Here is a 16,663-nt window from a genome sequence, read left to right as displayed (position 1 = left end):
GGACGCGGCGGCGCGGGTCAGGAACCGCGGATGTCGGCCAGCACGGCGGGCAGGTCGTCGGGCTGGACGAGCACGTCGCGGGCCTTGGAGCCCTCGCTGGGGCCGACCACGTCGCGGCTCTCCATGAGGTCCATCAGGCGGCCCGCCTTGGCGAAGCCCACGCGCAGCTTGCGCTGGAGCATGGACGTGGACCCGAACTGGGTGGTGACCACCAGCTCGACGGCCTGGAGGAGCAGGTCGAGGTCGTCGCCGATGTCCTCGTCGATCTCCTTCTTCTTGGTGTCGGGGGCGGCCACGTCCTCGCGGTAGCTGGGCTCGGACTGCTTCTTGCAGTGCTCGACGATCGCCCGGATCTCCTTCTCCGACACCCAGGCGTTCTGGAGGCGGATGGGCTTGCCCGCGCCCATGGGGAGGAAGAGCGCGTCGCCCTTGCCGACCAGCTTCTCCGCACCGGGCTGGTCGAGGATGACGCGGCTGTCGGAGAGGCTGGAGGTGGCGAAGGCCAGGCGGGAGGGCACGTTGGCCTTGATCAGACCGGTGACGACGTCGACGCTGGGCCGCTGGGTGGCCAGCACCAGGTGGATCCCGGCGGCGCGGGCCAGCTGGGTGATGCGCACGACGGCGTCCTCCACGTCGCGGGGGGCGACCATCATCAGGTCGGCCAGCTCGTCCACGATGACCAGCAGGTAGGGGTAGGGCTCGTACCGGCGCTCGCTGCCGGGCGGGGCGGTCAGCTCCCCGGTGCGCACGGCGGCGTTGAAGTCGTCCACGTGCCGGTACCCGGAGGCGGCCAGGTCGTCGTAGCGCCGGTCCATCTCCCCCACCACCCACTGGAGGGCCTCCGCGGCCCGCTTGGGGTTGGTGATGATGGGGGTGATCAGGTGCGGGATGCCCTCGTACATGGTCAGCTCGACCCGCTTGGGGTCGACCAGGATCATCCGCACCTCGTCGGGGGTGGCGCGCATCATCAGCGAGGTGATGAGCCCGTTGATGCAGGTGGACTTGCCCGCGCCGGTGGCGCCGGCGACCAGGACGTGCGGCATCTTGGCCAGGTTCGCGACCACGTTGGAGCCCTCGACGTCCTTGCCCAGGCCCACCAGCATGGGGTGGTCGTCGGAGGTCGCCGCGGGCGAGCGCAGCACGTCGCCCAGGCTCACCAGGTCCTTGTCGGTGTTGGGGATCTCCACGCCGATGGCGGACTTGCCGGGGATGGGCGACTGGATGCGCACGTCCGCGCTCTTGACCGCCAGGGAGATGTTCTTGGCCAGGGCGGTGACCTTCTCGACCTTGACCGCGGGGCCCAGTTCGATCTCGTAGCGGGTCACCGTCGGCCCGCGGGTGAAACCGGTGACGTCGGCGTCGATGTTGAACTGGGTGAGCACCCCCGACAGGGCGTCGACGACCTCGTCGTTGGCCTTGGTGCGCGGCTTGACCGGGCTGCCGGGCTTGAGCATGGTCGGCGCGGGCAGCTCGTAGTCGCCCTCCACCACGCGGGAGGGGATGGTGAGCTGCTCGGTGGCGGCGGGGGCCGGGGTGGGGTCGGGGACCTCCCGCTTGGCGCGGGCGGCCTTCCTGCCCTTGGGCGCGGCCTCCGCCGGGGCCGCGTCCGGTTCCGGGGCCCCGGCGCCGGTCCGCGCGGCCTCCTCCTCGTCGGTGAGGGCGGGGGCGATGGGCTCGTCGGGCAGCACCGGGCTGTCGTAGGGGCGCTCGTGGTCGCCCGCGACCGTACCCGTGCTCTTCTTCTTCCTGGACGCGCTCCCGCGCGGCTTGGCGGGCTTCTTCTTCTCCGCCCCCAGCAGGCCCATGCCCGCGTCGGGGCCGGTGTCGCGCTCCATGAGCGCGCCGAACAGGACCTGGAGGCGCTCGGGGATGCGCCGGATGGGTGTGGCGGTGACCACGAGGATCCCGAAGACCAGCACCAGGGCCAGCAGGACGCCGGTCAGCCACGGGGTGACGACGGCGCTGAGCGGCCCCGAGGCGACGAAGCCGATGAGTCCGCCGGCCTCCTGGAGGGCCGCCAGGCCCTCGGAGGGCTGCGGGATGCCGTGGGCGATGTGGATGAGGCCGAGCAGGCCCAGCATGATCGAGCTGAAGCCGATGAGCAGCCGCCCGGCGTCGCCCTCCTTGCTGTCGCCGGGAGTGCGCATGAGCCTGACCGCGATCGGCAGGAACAGCAGCGGCAGGATCGGCGAGAACGTGCCGAAGGCGCCGACCACGACCGTGCGGGTGTACTCCAGGAGCAGCCCGTCGCTGTTCCACCACACGGCGGCGGCGATGAGGACGCCCGCGGCCAGCAGGACCAGCCCGGCCCCGTCGCGGCGCAGGTCGGGGTCGAGGCCGCGCGCGCCGCGGCCGACCGCGCGGGCGGAGCCGCCGACGGTGTGCGCGACGAGCTTCCACAGCACCAGCAGGAACTGGCCGAACATGGTGACGGCGAAGGCGATGGGCCCGTCGGGCATGCGCTTCTTCGCCGCGGGCTTGCGCGCGGCGGGCTTCTTGCGTCCGGAACCGCCGGAGGAGGCGCGCGTGGCCATGGGGTCACCTCCAGGGGACGGGGTCGTGCGGACGGTCGGGCAGGACGGCCCGCCACGGCGGGCAGCCTACTGCGGCGTCCACCCCCGGCGCCCGTATCCCGCGCGGCGTGTCGCACGGGCGCCCCTGTGCTCCCCGTCCCACCGCCGCCCCGGCCCCGGCGACGCGAACGGCCCGTACCGCCGCGGTGCGGCGTCGGGCCGTTCGTCGTCGTCGGGTGCCGGTCAGACCTCGACCAGGACGGGGATGATCATGGGCCGCCGCCGGTAGGTCTCGTTGACCCAGCGGCCGGCGCTGCGGCGGATGAGCTGGCGCAGCTGGTGGGGGTCGTTGACCCCGTCCCTGGCCGCCTTGTCCAGCGCGTCCTGGATCCGGTCGATGACGTCGTCGTAGGCGTCGGCGCCGATGCCCGCGCCCCGCGTGTGGATCTCGGGCTCGCCCAGGATCTTGCCGGAGCCGGAGTCCACCGCCACGACGACGGAGATGAACCCCTCCTCGCCGAGGACCCGGCGGTCCTTGAGCGCGGCGTCGGTGACGTCGCCGACCGAGGAGCCGTCCACGTACACGTACCCGGCCTGCACCGCGCCGACGATCCTGGCCCGGTTCTTGTGCAGGTCCACGACCACGCCGTCCTCGGCGATGACGATCCTGTCGCTCGGGACCCCGGTCAGTTTGGCCAGGTCGGCGTGGGCGCGCATGTGCCGCCACTCGCCGTGCACGGGCATGAAGTTGCGCGGGCGGACCATGTTGAGCACGTACATCAGCTCGCCCGCGGGCGCGTGGCCGGAGACGTGCACCAGGGCGTTGCCCTTGTGCACGACCTTGGCCCCCCAGCGGGTCAGGCCGTTGATCACCCGGTTGACCGAGTTCTCGTTGCCCGGGATCAGCGACGAGGCGAGCAGGATGGTGTCGCCCTCCTCGATGCGGATCTGGTGGTCCCGGTTGGCCATGCGGCTGAGTGCGGCCATCGGCTCGCCCTGCGAGCCCGTGCACACCAGGAGCACCTCGTCCGGGCGCAGATGGTCGAGCTGCTTGACGTCGACGACGGTGTCGCCGGGGATGCTCAGGTAGCCCAGGTCGCGCGCGATGTTCATGTTGCGGACCATGGAGCGGCCCACGAACGCGATCTTGCGCCCGTGCTCGACGGCCGCGTCGATGACCTGCTGGACGCGGTGCACGTGCGAGGCGAAGCAGGCCACCACGATGCGCTTCTGGGACTGCCGGAACACCTTGTCGATGGCCTCGGTCAGGTTGCGCTCGTTGACGATGAAGCCGGGCTGCTCGGCGTTGGTGGAGTCCGACAGCAGCAGGTCCACGCCCTCGTCGCCGAACCGGGCGAACCCGGCCAGGTCGGTCAGGCGCCCGTCCAGCGGCAGCTGGTCCATCTTGAAGTCGCCGGTGTGCAGCACCGACCCGCCCGGGGTGCGGATGCCCACGGCCAGCGCGTCCGGGATGGAGTGGTTGACCGCGAAGAACTCCAGGTCGAAGGGGCCGAAGTCGTGTCGCTCGCCCTCCTCCACCAGCACGGTCTCGGGCTTGATGCGGTGCTCGCCGAGCTTGGCGGTGATCAGCGCCAGGGTGAGCTTGGAGCCGACGATCGGGATGTCGGCCCGCTCACGCAGCAGGAACGGCACGCCGCCGATGTGGTCCTCGTGCCCGTGGGTGAGCACGACCGCCTCGATGTCGTCGAGCCGGTCCCGGATGTAGTCGAAGTCCGGCAGGATCAGGTCGACGCCGGGCTGCTCCTCCTCGGGGAAGAGCACGCCGCAGTCCACGATGAGCAGGCGCCCGTCGTACTCGAAGACCGTCATGTTGCGGCCGATCTCGCCGAGGCCGCCCAGCGGGACGATGCGCAGCACGCCCTTGCCCAGGGGCGGCGGCGAGCCCAGTTCGGGATGCGGGTGGCTCATACGGATCCCTCCGTGAGGCGCTCGACGGCGACGGCGCTGGCCGGGACGGCCTGGTGCGGGGCGAGCCCGATCGGGCCCTTGACGCCCGCGGCGGCCAGGTCCTCGCGCAGGAGTGCCTGGAGCTCGGCGGAGGCGTCGGCGAGCGGGGTGCGGACCGGCCCGGAGGGCAGGCCGAACAGGTTGAGGATGGCCTTGGTCGTGATGACGCCCTGTGTGCGGAACATGCCCGTGTAGACCGGCGTGAGGCGGCGGTGGATGGCCAGGGCCTGGCCGACCTCGCCCTTCTCGAAGGCGTCGATCATGTCGCGCAGGTCGGCGCCCACGATGTGGCCGACGACGCTGACGAACCCGGCCGCGCCGACGGACAGCAGCGGCAGGTTGAGGATGTCGGTGCCGCAGTAGAAGGCCAGGTCGGTGCGCTCCATGACCCAGGAGCTGGCGCCGACGTTGTCCTTGGCGTCCTTGTTGGCGACGATGCGCGGGTGCTCGGCCAGGCGGACCAGGGTCTCGGAGGCGATCGGCGTCCCGGTGCGGTGCGGGATGTCGTAGAGCATCACCGGCAGGTCGGTGGAGTCGGCGATCGACGTGAAGTGCCGGATGAGGCCTTCCTGCGGCGGCTTGTTGTAGTAGGGGGTGACGGTCAGCAGACCGTGCGCCCCCGCCTTCTCGGCCGCCTGGGCCAGCCGGATGCTGTGGCGGGTGTCGTTGGTGCCGACCCCGGCCACGATCGTGGCGCGGTCGCCGACCGCCTCCAGGACGGTCCGGAGCAGCCGGTCCTTCTCGTCGTCGCTGGTGGTGGGCGACTCGCCGGTGGTGCCGCTGATGACGAGGCCGTCGTTGTGCTGTTCGTCGACGAGGTAGGTGGCCAGTCGGGCCGCGCCCTCGTAGTCGAGTTCCCCGTCCTCCAGCATCGGAGTGACCATCGCGGTCAACATCTTGCCGAACGGGCGGTTCTTGGTGTCCATCATCGTGTGTGAAAGGCGTGCGGACCGCCGCCCTCGGGCGGTGGGGTCCGTGGTTGCCCCTCCTCCTCTCGGTGTACTCCGAAACAGTTGTGGTATCCCGTGCGGGTGTGCCTCGGGCACGGGTGGTCGGCGCTGCGTGCGCGCCACCGCGACCGGCGGATGCGCGACGGTCGCGGGAAAGATCTGTGCTGCCCCGTGTCGGGGGCGAGGGGCCGGGCCCCGTCCGGTCCACCGTCCTCGTGGGTCGAGGTTGAGTGGTCCCCGGTAAGACGAACCTACCCGTCCCGGGCCCGTGCCATCCGGCCGGGCCCGGGGTCCGCCCGCGGTCCGGGCGGTCGGGGTCCGCGGTAGGAGGCTAGTCGTCGCTGCCGTCGGGCAGGAACATGCTGAGCAGCCAGCTGACGATGGTGACGACGATCGCGCCCCAGAAGGCGGGCCAGAACCCGTCGATGTGGAAGGGCAGGTCGAACAGGCCCGCGATCCAGTTGGTGAGCATGAGCAGCAGCGCGTTCACCAAGAGGCCGATCAGCCCCAGGGTCAGAGCGTAGAACAGGCATCCGACCGTTTTGACGATCGGTTTGATGACCGCGTTGACCACGCCGAAGATGGCGCCGACGGCGAGGTAGACCAGGATCTGGCCGACCGTGTCCTGCGCGGTGACTTCGATGCCGTCGATCAGGAGGACAGCCGCCCAAAGGGCGAGCGCGTTCACGATAACTCTGATAATGAGGCTCACAACGTAGATGTTCCCATGCTGTGGCAAGGTCCGGAAACTCCGGCGTAGGTGATCTTGTCGCCAGGCGTGTCGCCCACCCCCGAAGGAGAGTTCCCCGTGTCCAGTGCCCGGTTCGTCCGTCCCGCCCGTACCGCCGACGTGGAAGCGGTCGTCGACATCCAGGTGGCGTCGTGGCGGGCGGTGTACGGGTCGCTGCTGCCCGAGGAGGTGTCCGGGGCCCTGGGCGGTGAGGAGGCCAGGGAGCGGTTCCGCGAGCAGTGGACGGCGGCCCTGGAGTCTCCGCCGACCTCCCGGCACCGGCTGGTGGTGGCCACCGACGAGGTGGAGGGGGTGCGCACGGTCGCGGGTTTCGCCGCGTTCGGCCCCGCCGGGGACCCGGACCTGTGGCCCGCCAAGGACGCGGAGGTGTTCGCCCTGCACGTGGACCCCGAGCGGGCGCGTCAGGGGCACGGCAGCCGTCTGGTGAACGCGTGCGTGGACCACCTGGTCGAGGACGGTTTCGCCACCCTGCACGTGTGGGTGCCCGAGGCCGACAACGCGCTGCGGGCGTTCTTCGAGGCCTCTGGCTGGCGCGCGGACGGCGCCCGCCGCGAGATCGACATGGGGCGGCTGCTGCCGATGGTGCGCCTGCACGCGGCCATCTCCCAGTAGCGGGGGCGGGGGCCGGTCGGCCGGAGCGGGACGGGCCCCGTCCGCGCCCCGGCGCCGGGGCGCGGACGGGAGCGCCGCCGGCAGGGTCTAACGTGGGGTGGTTGTCGCGGCGCGCACGGGTGCGCCGGTGGTGAGCGGGGAGGGCCGGAGCGTGGCCACGGTCAGTGAATGGGTCTCGGGGCTGCGCCCCCGTACGCTTCCGAATTCGATCGTTCCGGTGGCGGTCGGCACGGCCCTGGCCTTCGCCCTGGACGGGTTCGTCTGGTGGAAGGCGCTGCTGGCCCTGGTGGTGTCCATGGCGCTCCAGGTCGGCGTGAACTTCGCCAACGACTACAGCGACGGCGTCAAGGGCACCGACACCGAGGCGCGGACCGGGCCGACCCGGCTGACCGCGACCGGCCTGGCCGCCCCTCGGCAGGTGCTGGCGGCGGCCCTGGCCAGTTTCGCGTTCGCGGGGGTGGTGGGCCTGGTGCTGGTGGCCACGTCCTCGTGGTGGCTGCTGCTGGTGGGCGCCCTGGCGATCGCGGCGGCCTGGTACTACACGGGGGGCCGCAGCCCCTACGGCTACCGGGGCCTGGGCGAGGTCTCGGTGTTCGTGTTCTTCGGCGTCGTGGCCGTGGTGGGCACGGTCTTCGTGCAGCTGGGCTCCGCGCCCTGGCAGGCGTGGGTGGCGTCGGTTCCGGTGGGCCTGCTGTCCTGCTCGGTGCTGGTGATCAACAACCTGCGCGACATCCCGACCGACCGCGAGACCGGCAAGGTCACGCTGGCCGTGCGGCTGGGCGACGCCGGCACCCGCCGCCTGTACGGGGGCGCGATCGCGCTGTCCTACCTGGTGGCGCTGGCGCTGACCCCGGTGTTCTGGTGGACGCCGCTGGTGCTGGTGTCGGCGCCGCTGGCGGTGCCGCCGCTGCGGCGCGTGCTGGGCGGCCAGACCGGCCGCGACCTGGTGCTGGGCCTGGGTGAGACCGGAAGGCTCCAGATGGCGTTCGGCGTGCTGTTCTCGGTCGCCCTGCTCCTGGGCTGAGGCGGTGGCCGCACCCGGCCGGGGCTCCCCGAGGGGCCCGAGGCCTCCCTCGACCACGGGCCCGACCCGCCGGAGGGGGTGTCCCCCGCCGACCGGCCTGGACCTGGAGATCCCCGTGGAGGGGCTGGACCCGCCGGTGGCGGACGGGCGCTGAGACGACACGCCGGGCGCCGGGAGGCGGCGCCGGGCCCCGGTCCGGCGGGGACGGGTTAGGATGCGCGCACCCCAGACACGCGCGTACGACACGGCAGGGAGAGACGACACCGTGCCCAGCGAGAACACCGCCCCCGATCCCCTCGACCACGTTCCGGATCCGGAGGAGTGGGCGCGGCGCTCGGCCCTCCAGGCCGCGGCGTTCGACGCGATCGGCGAGCGCTACGACGAGGCCTTCCCCCGCAAGGAGGGCCAGGAGGACCGGGTGCGCCGGCTGCTGGACCTGCTGCCGCCCGGCGCACACGTGCTCGACCTGGGTTCGGGTACGGGCGTGCCCACCGCCCGGCAGCTGGTGGCGGCGGGGGCGCGGGTGACCGGCTACGAGATCTCCGGGCGGATGGTCGAGATCGCCCGCCGCAACGTGCCCGAGGCGACCTTCGTCCAAGCCGACATCCTCGACCTGGACCCCGCGGAGTCCTCCTACGACGCCATCGTGGCGTTCTTCTCCCTGCTGTGCCTGCCCAGGTCCCGCATCCCCGAGGCGCTGAGCCGCGTGCGCGCCTCGCTGGTCCCGGGCGGCCTGCTGTGCCTGTCCATGGTGGAGGCCGACCTGGACGACGACCCGATCCCCTTCCTGGGCACGGACGTGCGGGTGTCGGGCTACCCGAACGGGGAGCTGCGCCGGGTGGTGGAGGAGGCCGGGCTGATCGTGGAGGACGAGCGGGTCGTCTCCTACGAGCCCGAGGGCGCCCGGCCCGAGGTCCAGCTGTTCCTCACCTGCCGTCGCGGCGCGTGAGACGGGACGGGGGCCGCGCGCGGCGCGCGGCCCCCGTGCGGCGACCGGTCGGGGCGGCCCGCTAGTCCAGGTCGAGGAGCGCGTCCAGGCCCACGGTGAGGGGGTCGGCGAGGCCGTCCACCCCGCGCACGCCCAGCAGCACGCCCGGCATGAACGAGGCGCGGTTCATCGAGTCGTGCCGGATCTTGAGGGTCTCCCCGTCGGTGCCGAACACGACCTCCTGGTGGGCGATGAGCCCGGCGATGCGCAGCGCGTGCACCCGCACGCCCTCCACGTCGGCGCCGCGGGCGCCGGGGATCTCGGAGGTGGTGGCGTCGGGCATCGGCGCGGTCCCGGCCGCACGGCGGGCCTCGGCGACCAGCTCGGCGGTCCGGTAGGCGGTGCCGCTGGGGGCGTCGGCCTTGTTCGGGTGGTGCAGCTCGATGATCTCGGTCGAGTCGAAGTACGGCGCGGCCTTGCGCGCGAAGTGCATCATCAGGACGGCGGCGATGCCGAAGTTGGGGGCGATGAGCACCTTGGCCCCCGGCTTCGCCTCCTGCATCCGGCGCACGCGCTCCAGCCTGGCCTCGTCGAACCCGCTGGTGCCGACGACGGCGTGGATCCCGTGGCCGATGAGCCACTCCAGGTTGTCCATCACCGCGTCGGGGTGGGTGAAGTCGACCACGCAGTCGGCCCCCAGCACCGCCTCCCTGTCGCTGGCGGCGTCCACCCCCGCGACGAGTTCCATGTCCTCGGCGCCCCGCACCGCTCGGACGACCTCTGACCCCATGCGCCCGTCGGCGCCGAAAACTCCTACCTTGAACACGGCACGAGCGTACCGGAGCCGGGGAGGCGGGTCGTCGCGGCCCGGCCCGCGACGTGGGCGGACGTGCCCGGCCGGGCCGCCTCGCCAGCGGGCGCGGCCGGGCGGAGCCACCGGACACCCGTGGCGGGGCCCGGCCCCCGGTGTCAGCGGACGTCGGCCAGGGTGAGCGCGAAGTCCCCCGAGGGGTCGGTCCACCAGTGGGTGAGGGCGAACCCCGCCCCCTCCAGCTCCGCGGTCAGCCCCTCCCGGCGGAACTTGGCAGAGACCTCGGTGCGCGTCTCCTCCCCGGGGGCGAACTCGACCTCCAGGTCCAGGTCGGCGACCCGCACGCGCTGGGCGGCCCGGGAGCGCAGCCGCATCTCGATCCACTCGCGCTCGGCGTCCCAGCGCGCCACGTGGTCGAAGGCGTCCGGGTCGAAGTCGGCGCCGAGCCGGTGGTTGATGACGGCGAGGACGTTGCGGTTGAAGGCCGCGGTGACCCCCCGGGCGTCGTCGTAGGCGGCGACCAGGCGGGCGGGGTCCTTGACCAGGTCCGCGCCCAGCAGCAGCGAGTCCCCGGGGCGCAGGACGCCGCGGACGTCGCGCAGGAAGGCCGCGCGCGGCCCGGGTTCCTGGTTGCCGATGGTGGAGCCCAGGACGGCCAGCAACTGGCGCCCGCCCTCCCCGCCGACCGGCAGCAGCCCGAGGTGCTCCTCGAAGTCGCCGACCACGGCGTGCACGTCCAGGCCGGGGTAGTCGTCGGCCACGCGGCGGGCGGAGGAGTCGAGGAAGTCGCCGCTGACGTCGACGGGCACGAAGCGGGTCAGGCGGCCCTGGCGGCGCATCGCGTCGAGGAGCAGGCGGGTCTTGACCCCCGATCCGGAGCCGAGCTCGATGAGCGCCTCGGCGCCCGCCGCGGCGGCGATCTCGTCGGCCCGCAGCTCCAGGATCGCGCGTTCGGCGCGGGTGGGGTAGTACTCGGGCAGGGCGGTGATCTCCTCGAACAGGGAGCTGCCGCGTTCGTCGTAGAACCACTTGGGCGGGAGCCGCTTGGGCCGCGCGGTCAGACCCTCGGCGACGTCGGTGCGCAGTGCCTTGTCGAGGTCGTCGGCGGTCAGGTTTCGGTCAATCCGGAACATGGTGCCTCCTGTGTCCCCGAAGATGTACCCGGGACAGGTGGTGTCGGAAAGATGGGCGGAGCCGGTCAGTCGATCGGGCGGACCTCGGTGCGCTCCCCCGTGGCCGCGACCACCGAGTCCTGGGGGACCTCGCGCCATCCGGGAGCGTCGTCGAAGGGTTCGGAGGCCAGGAAGACCCCGCCGTCCGGCTCGCGCAGGGTGAACAGGGTGTCCCCGGCCGCGGTGGCGGCGAGGGTCTGGCCGTCGCTGGCCAGCAGGTTGTAGCGGCCCCCGGAGTGCTTGCGGGCCTCGCGGACCACAGTGGCCAGGGTTTCGGACAGGTTCTGGGAGTCGCGCCACAGTCGCACGGTGTGCGCGAACAGCGGTGCGGAGTCCAGGGGGGCGCGGGCGTCCAGCGCGCCGCGGGGCGGGGGCGTGGCGAACGCCGCGGTGAGCGCCTCGTCGTCCTCCACCGCGCCGTTGTGGCTGAACAGCAGCCGGTCGGCGCGGAAGGGCTGGGCGCCCGACTCCTCCGAGCCGAACCCGATGGTGGCGTCGCGCACGGCGGCCACCACGCACCCGGAGGCGATGGCGCGGGCGGCGTCGGCGAAGGAGGCGTCACCCCAGACGGGCATGGCGCGGCGGTAGCGCAGCGGTTCGGCGGGGCCGTCCCCCGGGGGGTACCAGCCGACGCCGAACCCGTCGGCGTTGACGGTGCCGTACCGCTGCATGCGCGGCGCCCAGGACTGGACGTGCAGCGAGTGGGGCGCCGCGTACAGCAGGTCGTGCAGTGTGCGCGGCGGCCCCAGGTAGGCGAGGTGCCGGCACATCAGGCGGGTTCCGCGTCGCGCGCGCAGCGGAAACCGCTGAAGATCTGTCGGCGGATCGGGTGGTCCCAGTTGCGGAACGTGGCGCGGGCCGCGGTGGGGTGGGTGGCCCAGGAGCCGCCGCGCAGCACCTTGTACCCGTCGTCGAAGAACACCTCCGAGTACTCCTCGTACGGGAAGGCCCGGAACCCCGGGTAGCCGGTGAAGGTGGTGGAGGTCCACTCCCACACGTCGCCGAGCAGCTGCTGGACCCCCAGCGGCGAGGCGCCGTCGGGGTGGCGCCCGGCCGGGGAGGGGGCGAGCCTGCGCTGGCCCAGGTTGGCGTGGCCGGGCCCCGGCTCGGTGTCGCCCCACGGGTAGCGCCGGGTCCGGCCGCTGACCGGGTCGAAGCGCGCGGCCTTCTCCCACTCGGGTTCGCTCGGCAGGCGCTTGCCCGCCCAGGCGGCGTAGGCCCGGGCCTCGTGGAAGCACACGTGCTGCACGGGCTCGTCGGGGGGCACCATCTCCTGGCGGCCGAACCGGCGGCGCGACCACCCGGTCCCCTCCCGGGTCCAGAAGGCCGGGGAGACCGCTCCCCGCTTCTCCTTCCACTCCCAGCCGTCGCGGGTCCACCAGCGGCGGGTCTGGTAGCCGCCGTCGTCCATGAACTCCTGGTAGGCGGCGTTGGTCACGAGGGCGGTGTCGATCCAGTAGGGGCCCAGGTCGACGGTGCGCGCGGGGCGCTCGTTGTCGTAGGCCCAGGGGTCGTCGTCGGTGCCCATGGTGAACGGCCCCTCGGGCACGAACACCTCGTCCCGGACCGGCGGGCGCAGCGCGGTGACGGGCGCGGCCTCCTCCAGCAGGACGGGCTCGCCCCTGCGGAGCTGGTGGGTGGCGAGCATGGTCTCGTCGTGCTGGTGCTCGTGCTGGATGACCATGTGGAAGACGAATCCGGCGTCCAGCAGGGAGCGCTCGCCGTCCGGGCCGGTCCCCACCCGGGCGAGGTCGGCGGACTCCAGCGCGTCGAGCACCTCCCCGCGCACGCGCGCGTTGTAGTCGCGGGCCTCCTCGGGCCGCAGCAGCGGGAGGCTGACCCGTTCGGCGCGCGGGTTCTCGAAGGCGTCGTAGAGGGTGTCGATGTCGGGGCGCAGCGCCTCACGTCCCCCCGCGGCGCGCAGCAGCCACTGCTCCTCGTAGTTGCCCACGTGCGCCAGGTCCCAGACCAGCGGCGACATCAGGGGCGAGTGCTGGGCGAGCAGCTCCCCCTCGTCGAGGGCGTGGAGGGTCAGCCCGTTGCTGCGGTCCCTCGCCCGGTCGAGTTCGGCGGCGATGCGCTCCTTGGCGCGCTCCTGTTCGTGGTTCACCGTGCTCCTTCCACGTGCCCGGGGTCCGCGGCCACGGACCGTACGCGCTCCCCCCGCGCCGGGCGCGGTACGGGCACGGTCGGCCGGATGTCGGCGGGGCTGAGCCCGCGCCGCGTGTGGTGGTCGGCGTAGTCGTCGACCAGCGCGGCCAGGGAGGCGGCGCCCATGCGGGGCAGCGCCTCGACCGCGGCGTCGAAGCAGGCCCGGGCGCACCGGGCCACGTCGGGGTCGGCCATGCCCAGGCGCGCCGAGCGCAGCCACAGGCGGCGGTCGGGGAAGCGCCCCCCGCACAGCTCCTCGGTGGCCTCCTCGGCCGCGGCGCGGGCGCGGGTGTCGTCGACCAGGGCGGCGGCGAGCGCCACCGGGACCGGCCACCAGCGCACGGGCAGCGCGTCGATCATCCGCAGCTCCCACCAGCCGCGCGGGCGCACGGGCGGGAAGAGTGTGCTGAGGTGGAACTCCAGGTCGGCCCGGGTGGCCGGGCGCGGACCCCGCCCGTCGAGCCACTGGGCGAAGGTGAGGCCCGGGTCGGGGGTCCAGGGGCCCTCGCCCCCGGGGACGGCCAGGACCCTGGCGGCCAGCGCGTACTCGGCCCACGCCGTGGCGGGGTCGGCGGAGCTGCCCGCGTCCAGGACGGGCCGGGTGCGGGTGGCGTCGGTGGCCGCCCAGATCGCCCAGCGGGTGGACTTCCATCCGGTGGGGCGGCCCCGCCAGACGGCGGAGTTGGCGAAGGCGGCGACGAGCACCGGGCCGAGCCGGTGGACGAGTTCCCAGCGGTCGCGGACGTCGGCGGCGTCCTCCCCCGTGTCCAGGCACACCTGGAGCGAGGCCGTGCTGCACATCATGGTGTAGCCGCTGGGCTGGCGGTGGTGGGCGAAGAAGCGCTCCATGGCCGTGTAGCGGGCTTCACGGAGCTGGCGCCGGGGCGGGCGGACGGGGTCGAGGGCCGTCTCGACCAGGTGGAGCCCGGCCTCGGCGAGGGCCTTGCCGATGTGGTCCAGGTCGGCGGAGAGCGCCGCGTGCGCCCGGGCCGGTCCCGGAAGGGCGGGTGAGCTGAGTTCGAGCTGCCCGCCGGGTTCGAAGGTGACGCCGCTTCCCGAGGGCGGTGGGCCGCAGGACTCCACCAGGGCCGCGAGGCGGTCGACGGGAACGGGTGCGGTCGGATCCGCGGAGTCGGCGACCAGCCATTCGGTCTCGGCTCCGACCTTGCCGGGAGGGCCGGTCTTGAAGCAGACGCCGTTGATGTACTCGTGGACGTCTTCCGCGGTCATGTGGTGGGCCATGGGCTGTCCCCTCGCGAACGGCCGCCCCCTCCGGGCGGCGCCCCGAGGATCCTGCCCATCCGGCCGTCATGCCGAACGTGCGTGTTGTCCACGACTCTCCGCTGATGCCGGAACACTCCCGACACGGGTGGGGAGGCCGGGCGGCGGGACGCCAGGTGGTACCGGCCATCGCGGTGGGTGGGCGCACTCCCACCCACCGCTGTGTGATGCCGCTCACATGCCGGTGAACTCCCGGAGGCGCTTCTCGACGACGGCCCGTTCGTGCTGGTCAAGGCCGATACCGAACACCTCCTGCAACACCTGTCCCACCTCTTCCACGGGCACCTCGCGTTCCGTGCGGGTGCCGTCGGGCGCGGCGGTGGTCAGGGTGGTGTCCATCAGCATGTGGTGGGCGCCCGGTCCGATGCGCTGGACCACCAGCCTGCCCCGGAACGGGGAGCGCGGGTGGGTGACCAGGTGGTGGCTGAAGACGGCGTAGTCCTGGCGCACCATCGCGGTGGCGGAGAAGGAGTACAGCGGGTTCCACTCGCGACCGTCGAAGAAGCGCAGCAGCCACTCGTCCTCGCCCACCTCGGACACGCGGTCCAGGCGCAGACCCCACCCGCCCTGGACCTCCTGGTGCCCGTCGGCGAAGGGGACCGGTTCCAGCAGGCCGCTGCCGAAGCCGACGTCGGCCAGCCACGGCCCCTCCTCCAGGTCCACCCGCAGCAGGGCGTGCGTGGCCGGGCGCGGGGCGCCCGTGCCGCCGGAGAGCACGCGGGCGGCGAAGCCGGTGACGGAGAAGCCGAGCCGGTCCAGCGCGGCCGCCAGCAGCAGGTTCTGCTCGTAGCAGTAGCCGCCCCTGGACCCCAGGACCATCTTGTCCACCAGCGCGGGCACGTCCAGCAGGATGGGGCGCCCCAGGACGATCTGGAGGTTCTCGAAGGGGATGGCGGCCAGGTGGGCGCGGTGGAGGGCCCGCAGGGTGTCCAGCGTGGGCGGCAGGTCGCCGGACAGGCCCAGGCGGGCCAGGTAGGCGTCCAGGTCCAGCTCGCTACCGTGCCAGAAGTCGCGGTCGGTGGTGAGGAGCTCGGGCCGGGGCGCGGGAGCCAGGGTGTCGGAAACGAGGGTTTCGTGCGTCATGTCGAACCCGAACCGGCCCCATAAGGGCACTATTCCGGAGGAAACGCCCTCCCCTTCTGGCCGTATGCGGCCACTGAAGAAGGGAATGGAAGGGGTGGACGCGGAGGCGTCCGTGGTCGGCTCGCCGAAGGGCCCCGGAAGGGAGTCCGGTGCCACGACCCGCCGCCGGGAGCGGCGGCGGGAGGAGCACGGGGTCCCGCGAGGACACCGGGACGCCCGGAGGGCACGCGGACGGGATCGCGGGGCTGGCCGCCAGGGGTCGGCCGAAAGCGTGGTCGGTGCGGCGCGAGGGTGCTGACCTGCGCGGCGTACGGGGCCTTTCCCGGGTCCGGCTCAACCGGAGGCCGGTTCCCCCTCGCGTACGCGCCCGGCGGCGTCGGACGCCGCCCAGTGGCAGGCCACCCGACGCTCGGCGCCGCCCTCCAGGATCGCCGGGTCCACGGTGCGGCAGCGGTCGGCCACCCCCGCGCGCCCGGCCTCCCCGGAGGCCAGCACCGGGCAGCGCGGGTGGAAGCGGCAGCCCCGGGGCACCCGCTTGGGGTCCGGCGGCTCGCCGGAGAGCACCACCGGTTCCCCGTCCGCCTCGGGCAGCACCGACAGCAGCGCCCGGGTGTAGGGGTGGGCGGGAGCGGACAGGACCTCCTCCACGGTGCCCAGCTCCACCACGCGCCCCAGGTACATCACCGCGACCCGGTCGGCGATGTTCCAGGCCAGGCCCAGGTCGTGCGTGGCCACCAGGGCCGACAGCCCCAGGTCGGCGCGCAGGTCCAGGAGCAGCCGCAGGATCTCGCCGCGCACCGACGCGTCCAGGGAGGCCACCGGCTCGTCGGCCACCAGCACCTCGGGGTCCAGGACGAGCGCACCGGCGATCACCACGCGCTGGCGCTGGCCGCCCGACAGCTCGTGCGGGTAGCGGGGGAAGAACCGGTCCGGCGGGCGCAGGCCCGCCTTGGACAGCGCCGCGCCGACCCGCTCGGCCTCGTCGGACACGGTGCCCTCATGGATGCGCAGCCCCTCGGCCACGGACTCGTAGACGGTGCGGCGCGGGTTGAGCGACCCGGTGGGATCCTGCTGCACCAGTTGCACCCGGCGGCGGTAGCGGCGCATGTCGCGGGAGCCGTAGCGCAGCGGGTCGCCCTCGAAGGCCACGTCGCCGCCCGTGGGCCGCTCCAGACCCAGCAGGACGCGGGCCAGAGTGGTCTTGCCGCAGCCGGACTCCCCCACCAGCGCCACGATCTCGCCCGCGGAGACGTCCAGGTTGACCCCGTCCACGGCGCGGGCGGTGCCCCGGCCGCCGCCGGGGGCGAACCCGGCCGCGAAGGCGACCTCCACCCCCCGGGCGCTCAGGACGGGGACCGACTCCTCCCCGCGGGTCGGCGGTGTCTCGTGGGGGTCGGTCTCGGTGGTGCTCACGGGCGC

General features: G+C 73.4%; 14 protein-coding genes. 3 read left to right on the top strand and 11 right to left on the bottom strand.

Annotated elements, in window-relative coordinates; all coding sequences use genetic code 11:
- Nucleotides 1-17: 17 nt before the first annotated feature.
- The 4 genes from EV372_RS17505 to EV372_RS17490 form a co-directional block, all read right to left on the bottom strand.
- Nucleotides 18-2,534: a DNA translocase FtsK gene (locus EV372_RS17505; RefSeq protein WP_130396849.1), complete on the bottom strand. Its 2,517-nt coding sequence runs from the start codon at nucleotides 2,532-2,534 to the stop codon at nucleotides 18-20.
- Between the two features lie 222 nt (nucleotides 2,535-2,756).
- On the bottom strand, nucleotides 2,757-4,442 hold the full coding sequence (locus tag EV372_RS17500; RefSeq protein WP_130396848.1) for a ribonuclease J: 1,686 nt from the start codon (nucleotides 4,440-4,442) through the stop codon (nucleotides 2,757-2,759).
- Nucleotides 4,439-5,410 (bottom strand): 4-hydroxy-tetrahydrodipicolinate synthase, encoded by a 972-nt coding sequence (gene dapA / locus EV372_RS17495; RefSeq protein ID WP_130396847.1) that lies wholly within the window; start codon nucleotides 5,408-5,410, stop codon nucleotides 4,439-4,441. The genes EV372_RS17500 and dapA overlap by 4 nt, the downstream gene beginning before the upstream one ends.
- Before the next feature lie 352 nt (nucleotides 5,411-5,762).
- Complete coding sequence (locus EV372_RS17490) at nucleotides 5,763-6,143, bottom strand: phage holin family protein (RefSeq protein WP_071621549.1); 381 nt, start codon at nucleotides 6,141-6,143, stop codon at nucleotides 5,763-5,765.
- Nucleotides 6,144-6,239: 96 nt separating this feature from the next.
- Here EV372_RS17490 and EV372_RS17485 point away from each other — a divergent pair, with 96 nt between their 5' ends.
- The 3 genes from EV372_RS17485 to EV372_RS17475 all read left to right on the top strand — a co-directional run bounded on the left by EV372_RS17485 (nucleotide 6,240) and on the right by EV372_RS17475 (nucleotide 8,767).
- Nucleotides 6,240-6,794, top strand: coding sequence for a GNAT family N-acetyltransferase (locus EV372_RS17485; protein WP_130396846.1), 555 nt, complete (start codon nucleotides 6,240-6,242; stop codon nucleotides 6,792-6,794).
- Nucleotides 6,795-6,945: 151 nt separating this feature from the next.
- Nucleotides 6,946-7,818, top strand: coding sequence for a 1,4-dihydroxy-2-naphthoate polyprenyltransferase (locus EV372_RS17480; protein ID WP_130396845.1), 873 nt, complete (start codon nucleotides 6,946-6,948; stop codon nucleotides 7,816-7,818).
- 265 nt (nucleotides 7,819-8,083) lie between these two features.
- Nucleotides 8,084-8,767, top strand: a complete 684-nt coding sequence (locus EV372_RS17475; RefSeq protein ID WP_130396844.1) for a class I SAM-dependent DNA methyltransferase — start codon at nucleotides 8,084-8,086, stop codon at nucleotides 8,765-8,767.
- Nucleotides 8,768-8,828: 61 nt separating this feature from the next.
- Here EV372_RS17475 and dapB read toward each other — a convergent pair whose 3' ends face one another.
- The 7 genes from dapB to EV372_RS17440 all read right to left on the bottom strand — a co-directional run bounded on the left by dapB (nucleotide 8,829) and on the right by EV372_RS17440 (nucleotide 16,657).
- Nucleotides 8,829-9,572, bottom strand: a complete 744-nt coding sequence (dapB, locus tag EV372_RS17470; RefSeq protein WP_130396843.1) for a 4-hydroxy-tetrahydrodipicolinate reductase — start codon at nucleotides 9,570-9,572, stop codon at nucleotides 8,829-8,831.
- A gap of 143 nt (nucleotides 9,573-9,715) precedes the next feature.
- The gene (gene egtD, locus EV372_RS17465; RefSeq protein WP_130396842.1) at nucleotides 9,716-10,690 is read right to left on the bottom strand and encodes an L-histidine N(alpha)-methyltransferase; all 975 of its coding nucleotides are present in this window, start codon (nucleotides 10,688-10,690) and stop codon (nucleotides 9,716-9,718) included.
- A 65-nt stretch (nucleotides 10,691-10,755) separates the two neighbouring features.
- On the bottom strand, nucleotides 10,756-11,499 hold the full coding sequence (gene egtC / locus EV372_RS17460) for an ergothioneine biosynthesis protein EgtC (protein ID WP_130396841.1): 744 nt from the start codon (nucleotides 11,497-11,499) through the stop codon (nucleotides 10,756-10,758).
- On the bottom strand, nucleotides 11,499-12,839 hold the full coding sequence (egtB, locus tag EV372_RS17455; RefSeq protein ID WP_130396840.1) for an ergothioneine biosynthesis protein EgtB: 1,341 nt from the start codon (nucleotides 12,837-12,839) through the stop codon (nucleotides 11,499-11,501). Before egtB ends, egtC begins: the two co-directional genes overlap by 1 nt.
- Nucleotides 12,836-14,122 (bottom strand): ergothioneine biosynthesis glutamate--cysteine ligase EgtA, encoded by a 1,287-nt coding sequence (gene egtA, locus EV372_RS17450; protein ID WP_130396839.1) that lies wholly within the window; start codon nucleotides 14,120-14,122, stop codon nucleotides 12,836-12,838. Before egtA ends, egtB begins: the two co-directional genes overlap by 4 nt.
- 213 nt (nucleotides 14,123-14,335) lie before the next feature.
- On the bottom strand, nucleotides 14,336-15,244 hold the full coding sequence (locus EV372_RS17445) for an arylamine N-acetyltransferase (protein ID WP_130396838.1): 909 nt from the start codon (nucleotides 15,242-15,244) through the stop codon (nucleotides 14,336-14,338).
- A gap of 333 nt (nucleotides 15,245-15,577) precedes the next feature.
- Nucleotides 15,578-16,657: an ABC transporter ATP-binding protein gene (locus EV372_RS17440; protein ID WP_130396837.1), complete on the bottom strand. Its 1,080-nt coding sequence runs from the start codon at nucleotides 16,655-16,657 to the stop codon at nucleotides 15,578-15,580.
- Nucleotides 16,658-16,663: the final 6 nt, after the last annotated feature.

It is taken from the genome of Nocardiopsis sp. CNZ308 (assembly GCF_004217075.1).
Note: the sequence above shows the minus strand (reverse complement) of the source record. Positions and strands in the feature narration are given on the sequence as shown.

Excerpts from the sequence above, each read along its gene's own strand:
- EV372_RS17500 (WP_130396848.1), bottom strand. The coding sequence starts at position 4,442 with ATGAGCCACCCGCATCCCGAACTGGGCTCGCCGCCGCCCCTGGGCAAG.
- dapA (WP_130396847.1), bottom strand. The coding sequence starts at position 5,410 with ATGATGGACACCAAGAACCGCCCGTTCGGCAAGATGTTGACCGCGATG.
- EV372_RS17505 (WP_130396849.1), bottom strand. The coding sequence starts at position 2,534 with ATGGCCACGCGCGCCTCCTCCGGCGGTTCCGGACGCAAGAAGCCCGCC.
- egtA (WP_130396839.1), bottom strand. The coding sequence starts at position 14,122 with ATGGCCCACCACATGACCGCGGAAGACGTCCACGAGTACATCAACGGC.
- egtD (WP_130396842.1), bottom strand. The coding sequence starts at position 10,690 with ATGTTCCGGATTGACCGAAACCTGACCGCCGACGACCTCGACAAGGCA.
- EV372_RS17445 (WP_130396838.1), bottom strand. The coding sequence starts at position 15,244 with ATGACGCACGAAACCCTCGTTTCCGACACCCTGGCTCCCGCGCCCCGG.
- egtC (WP_130396841.1), bottom strand. The coding sequence starts at position 11,499 with ATGTGCCGGCACCTCGCCTACCTGGGGCCGCCGCGCACACTGCACGAC.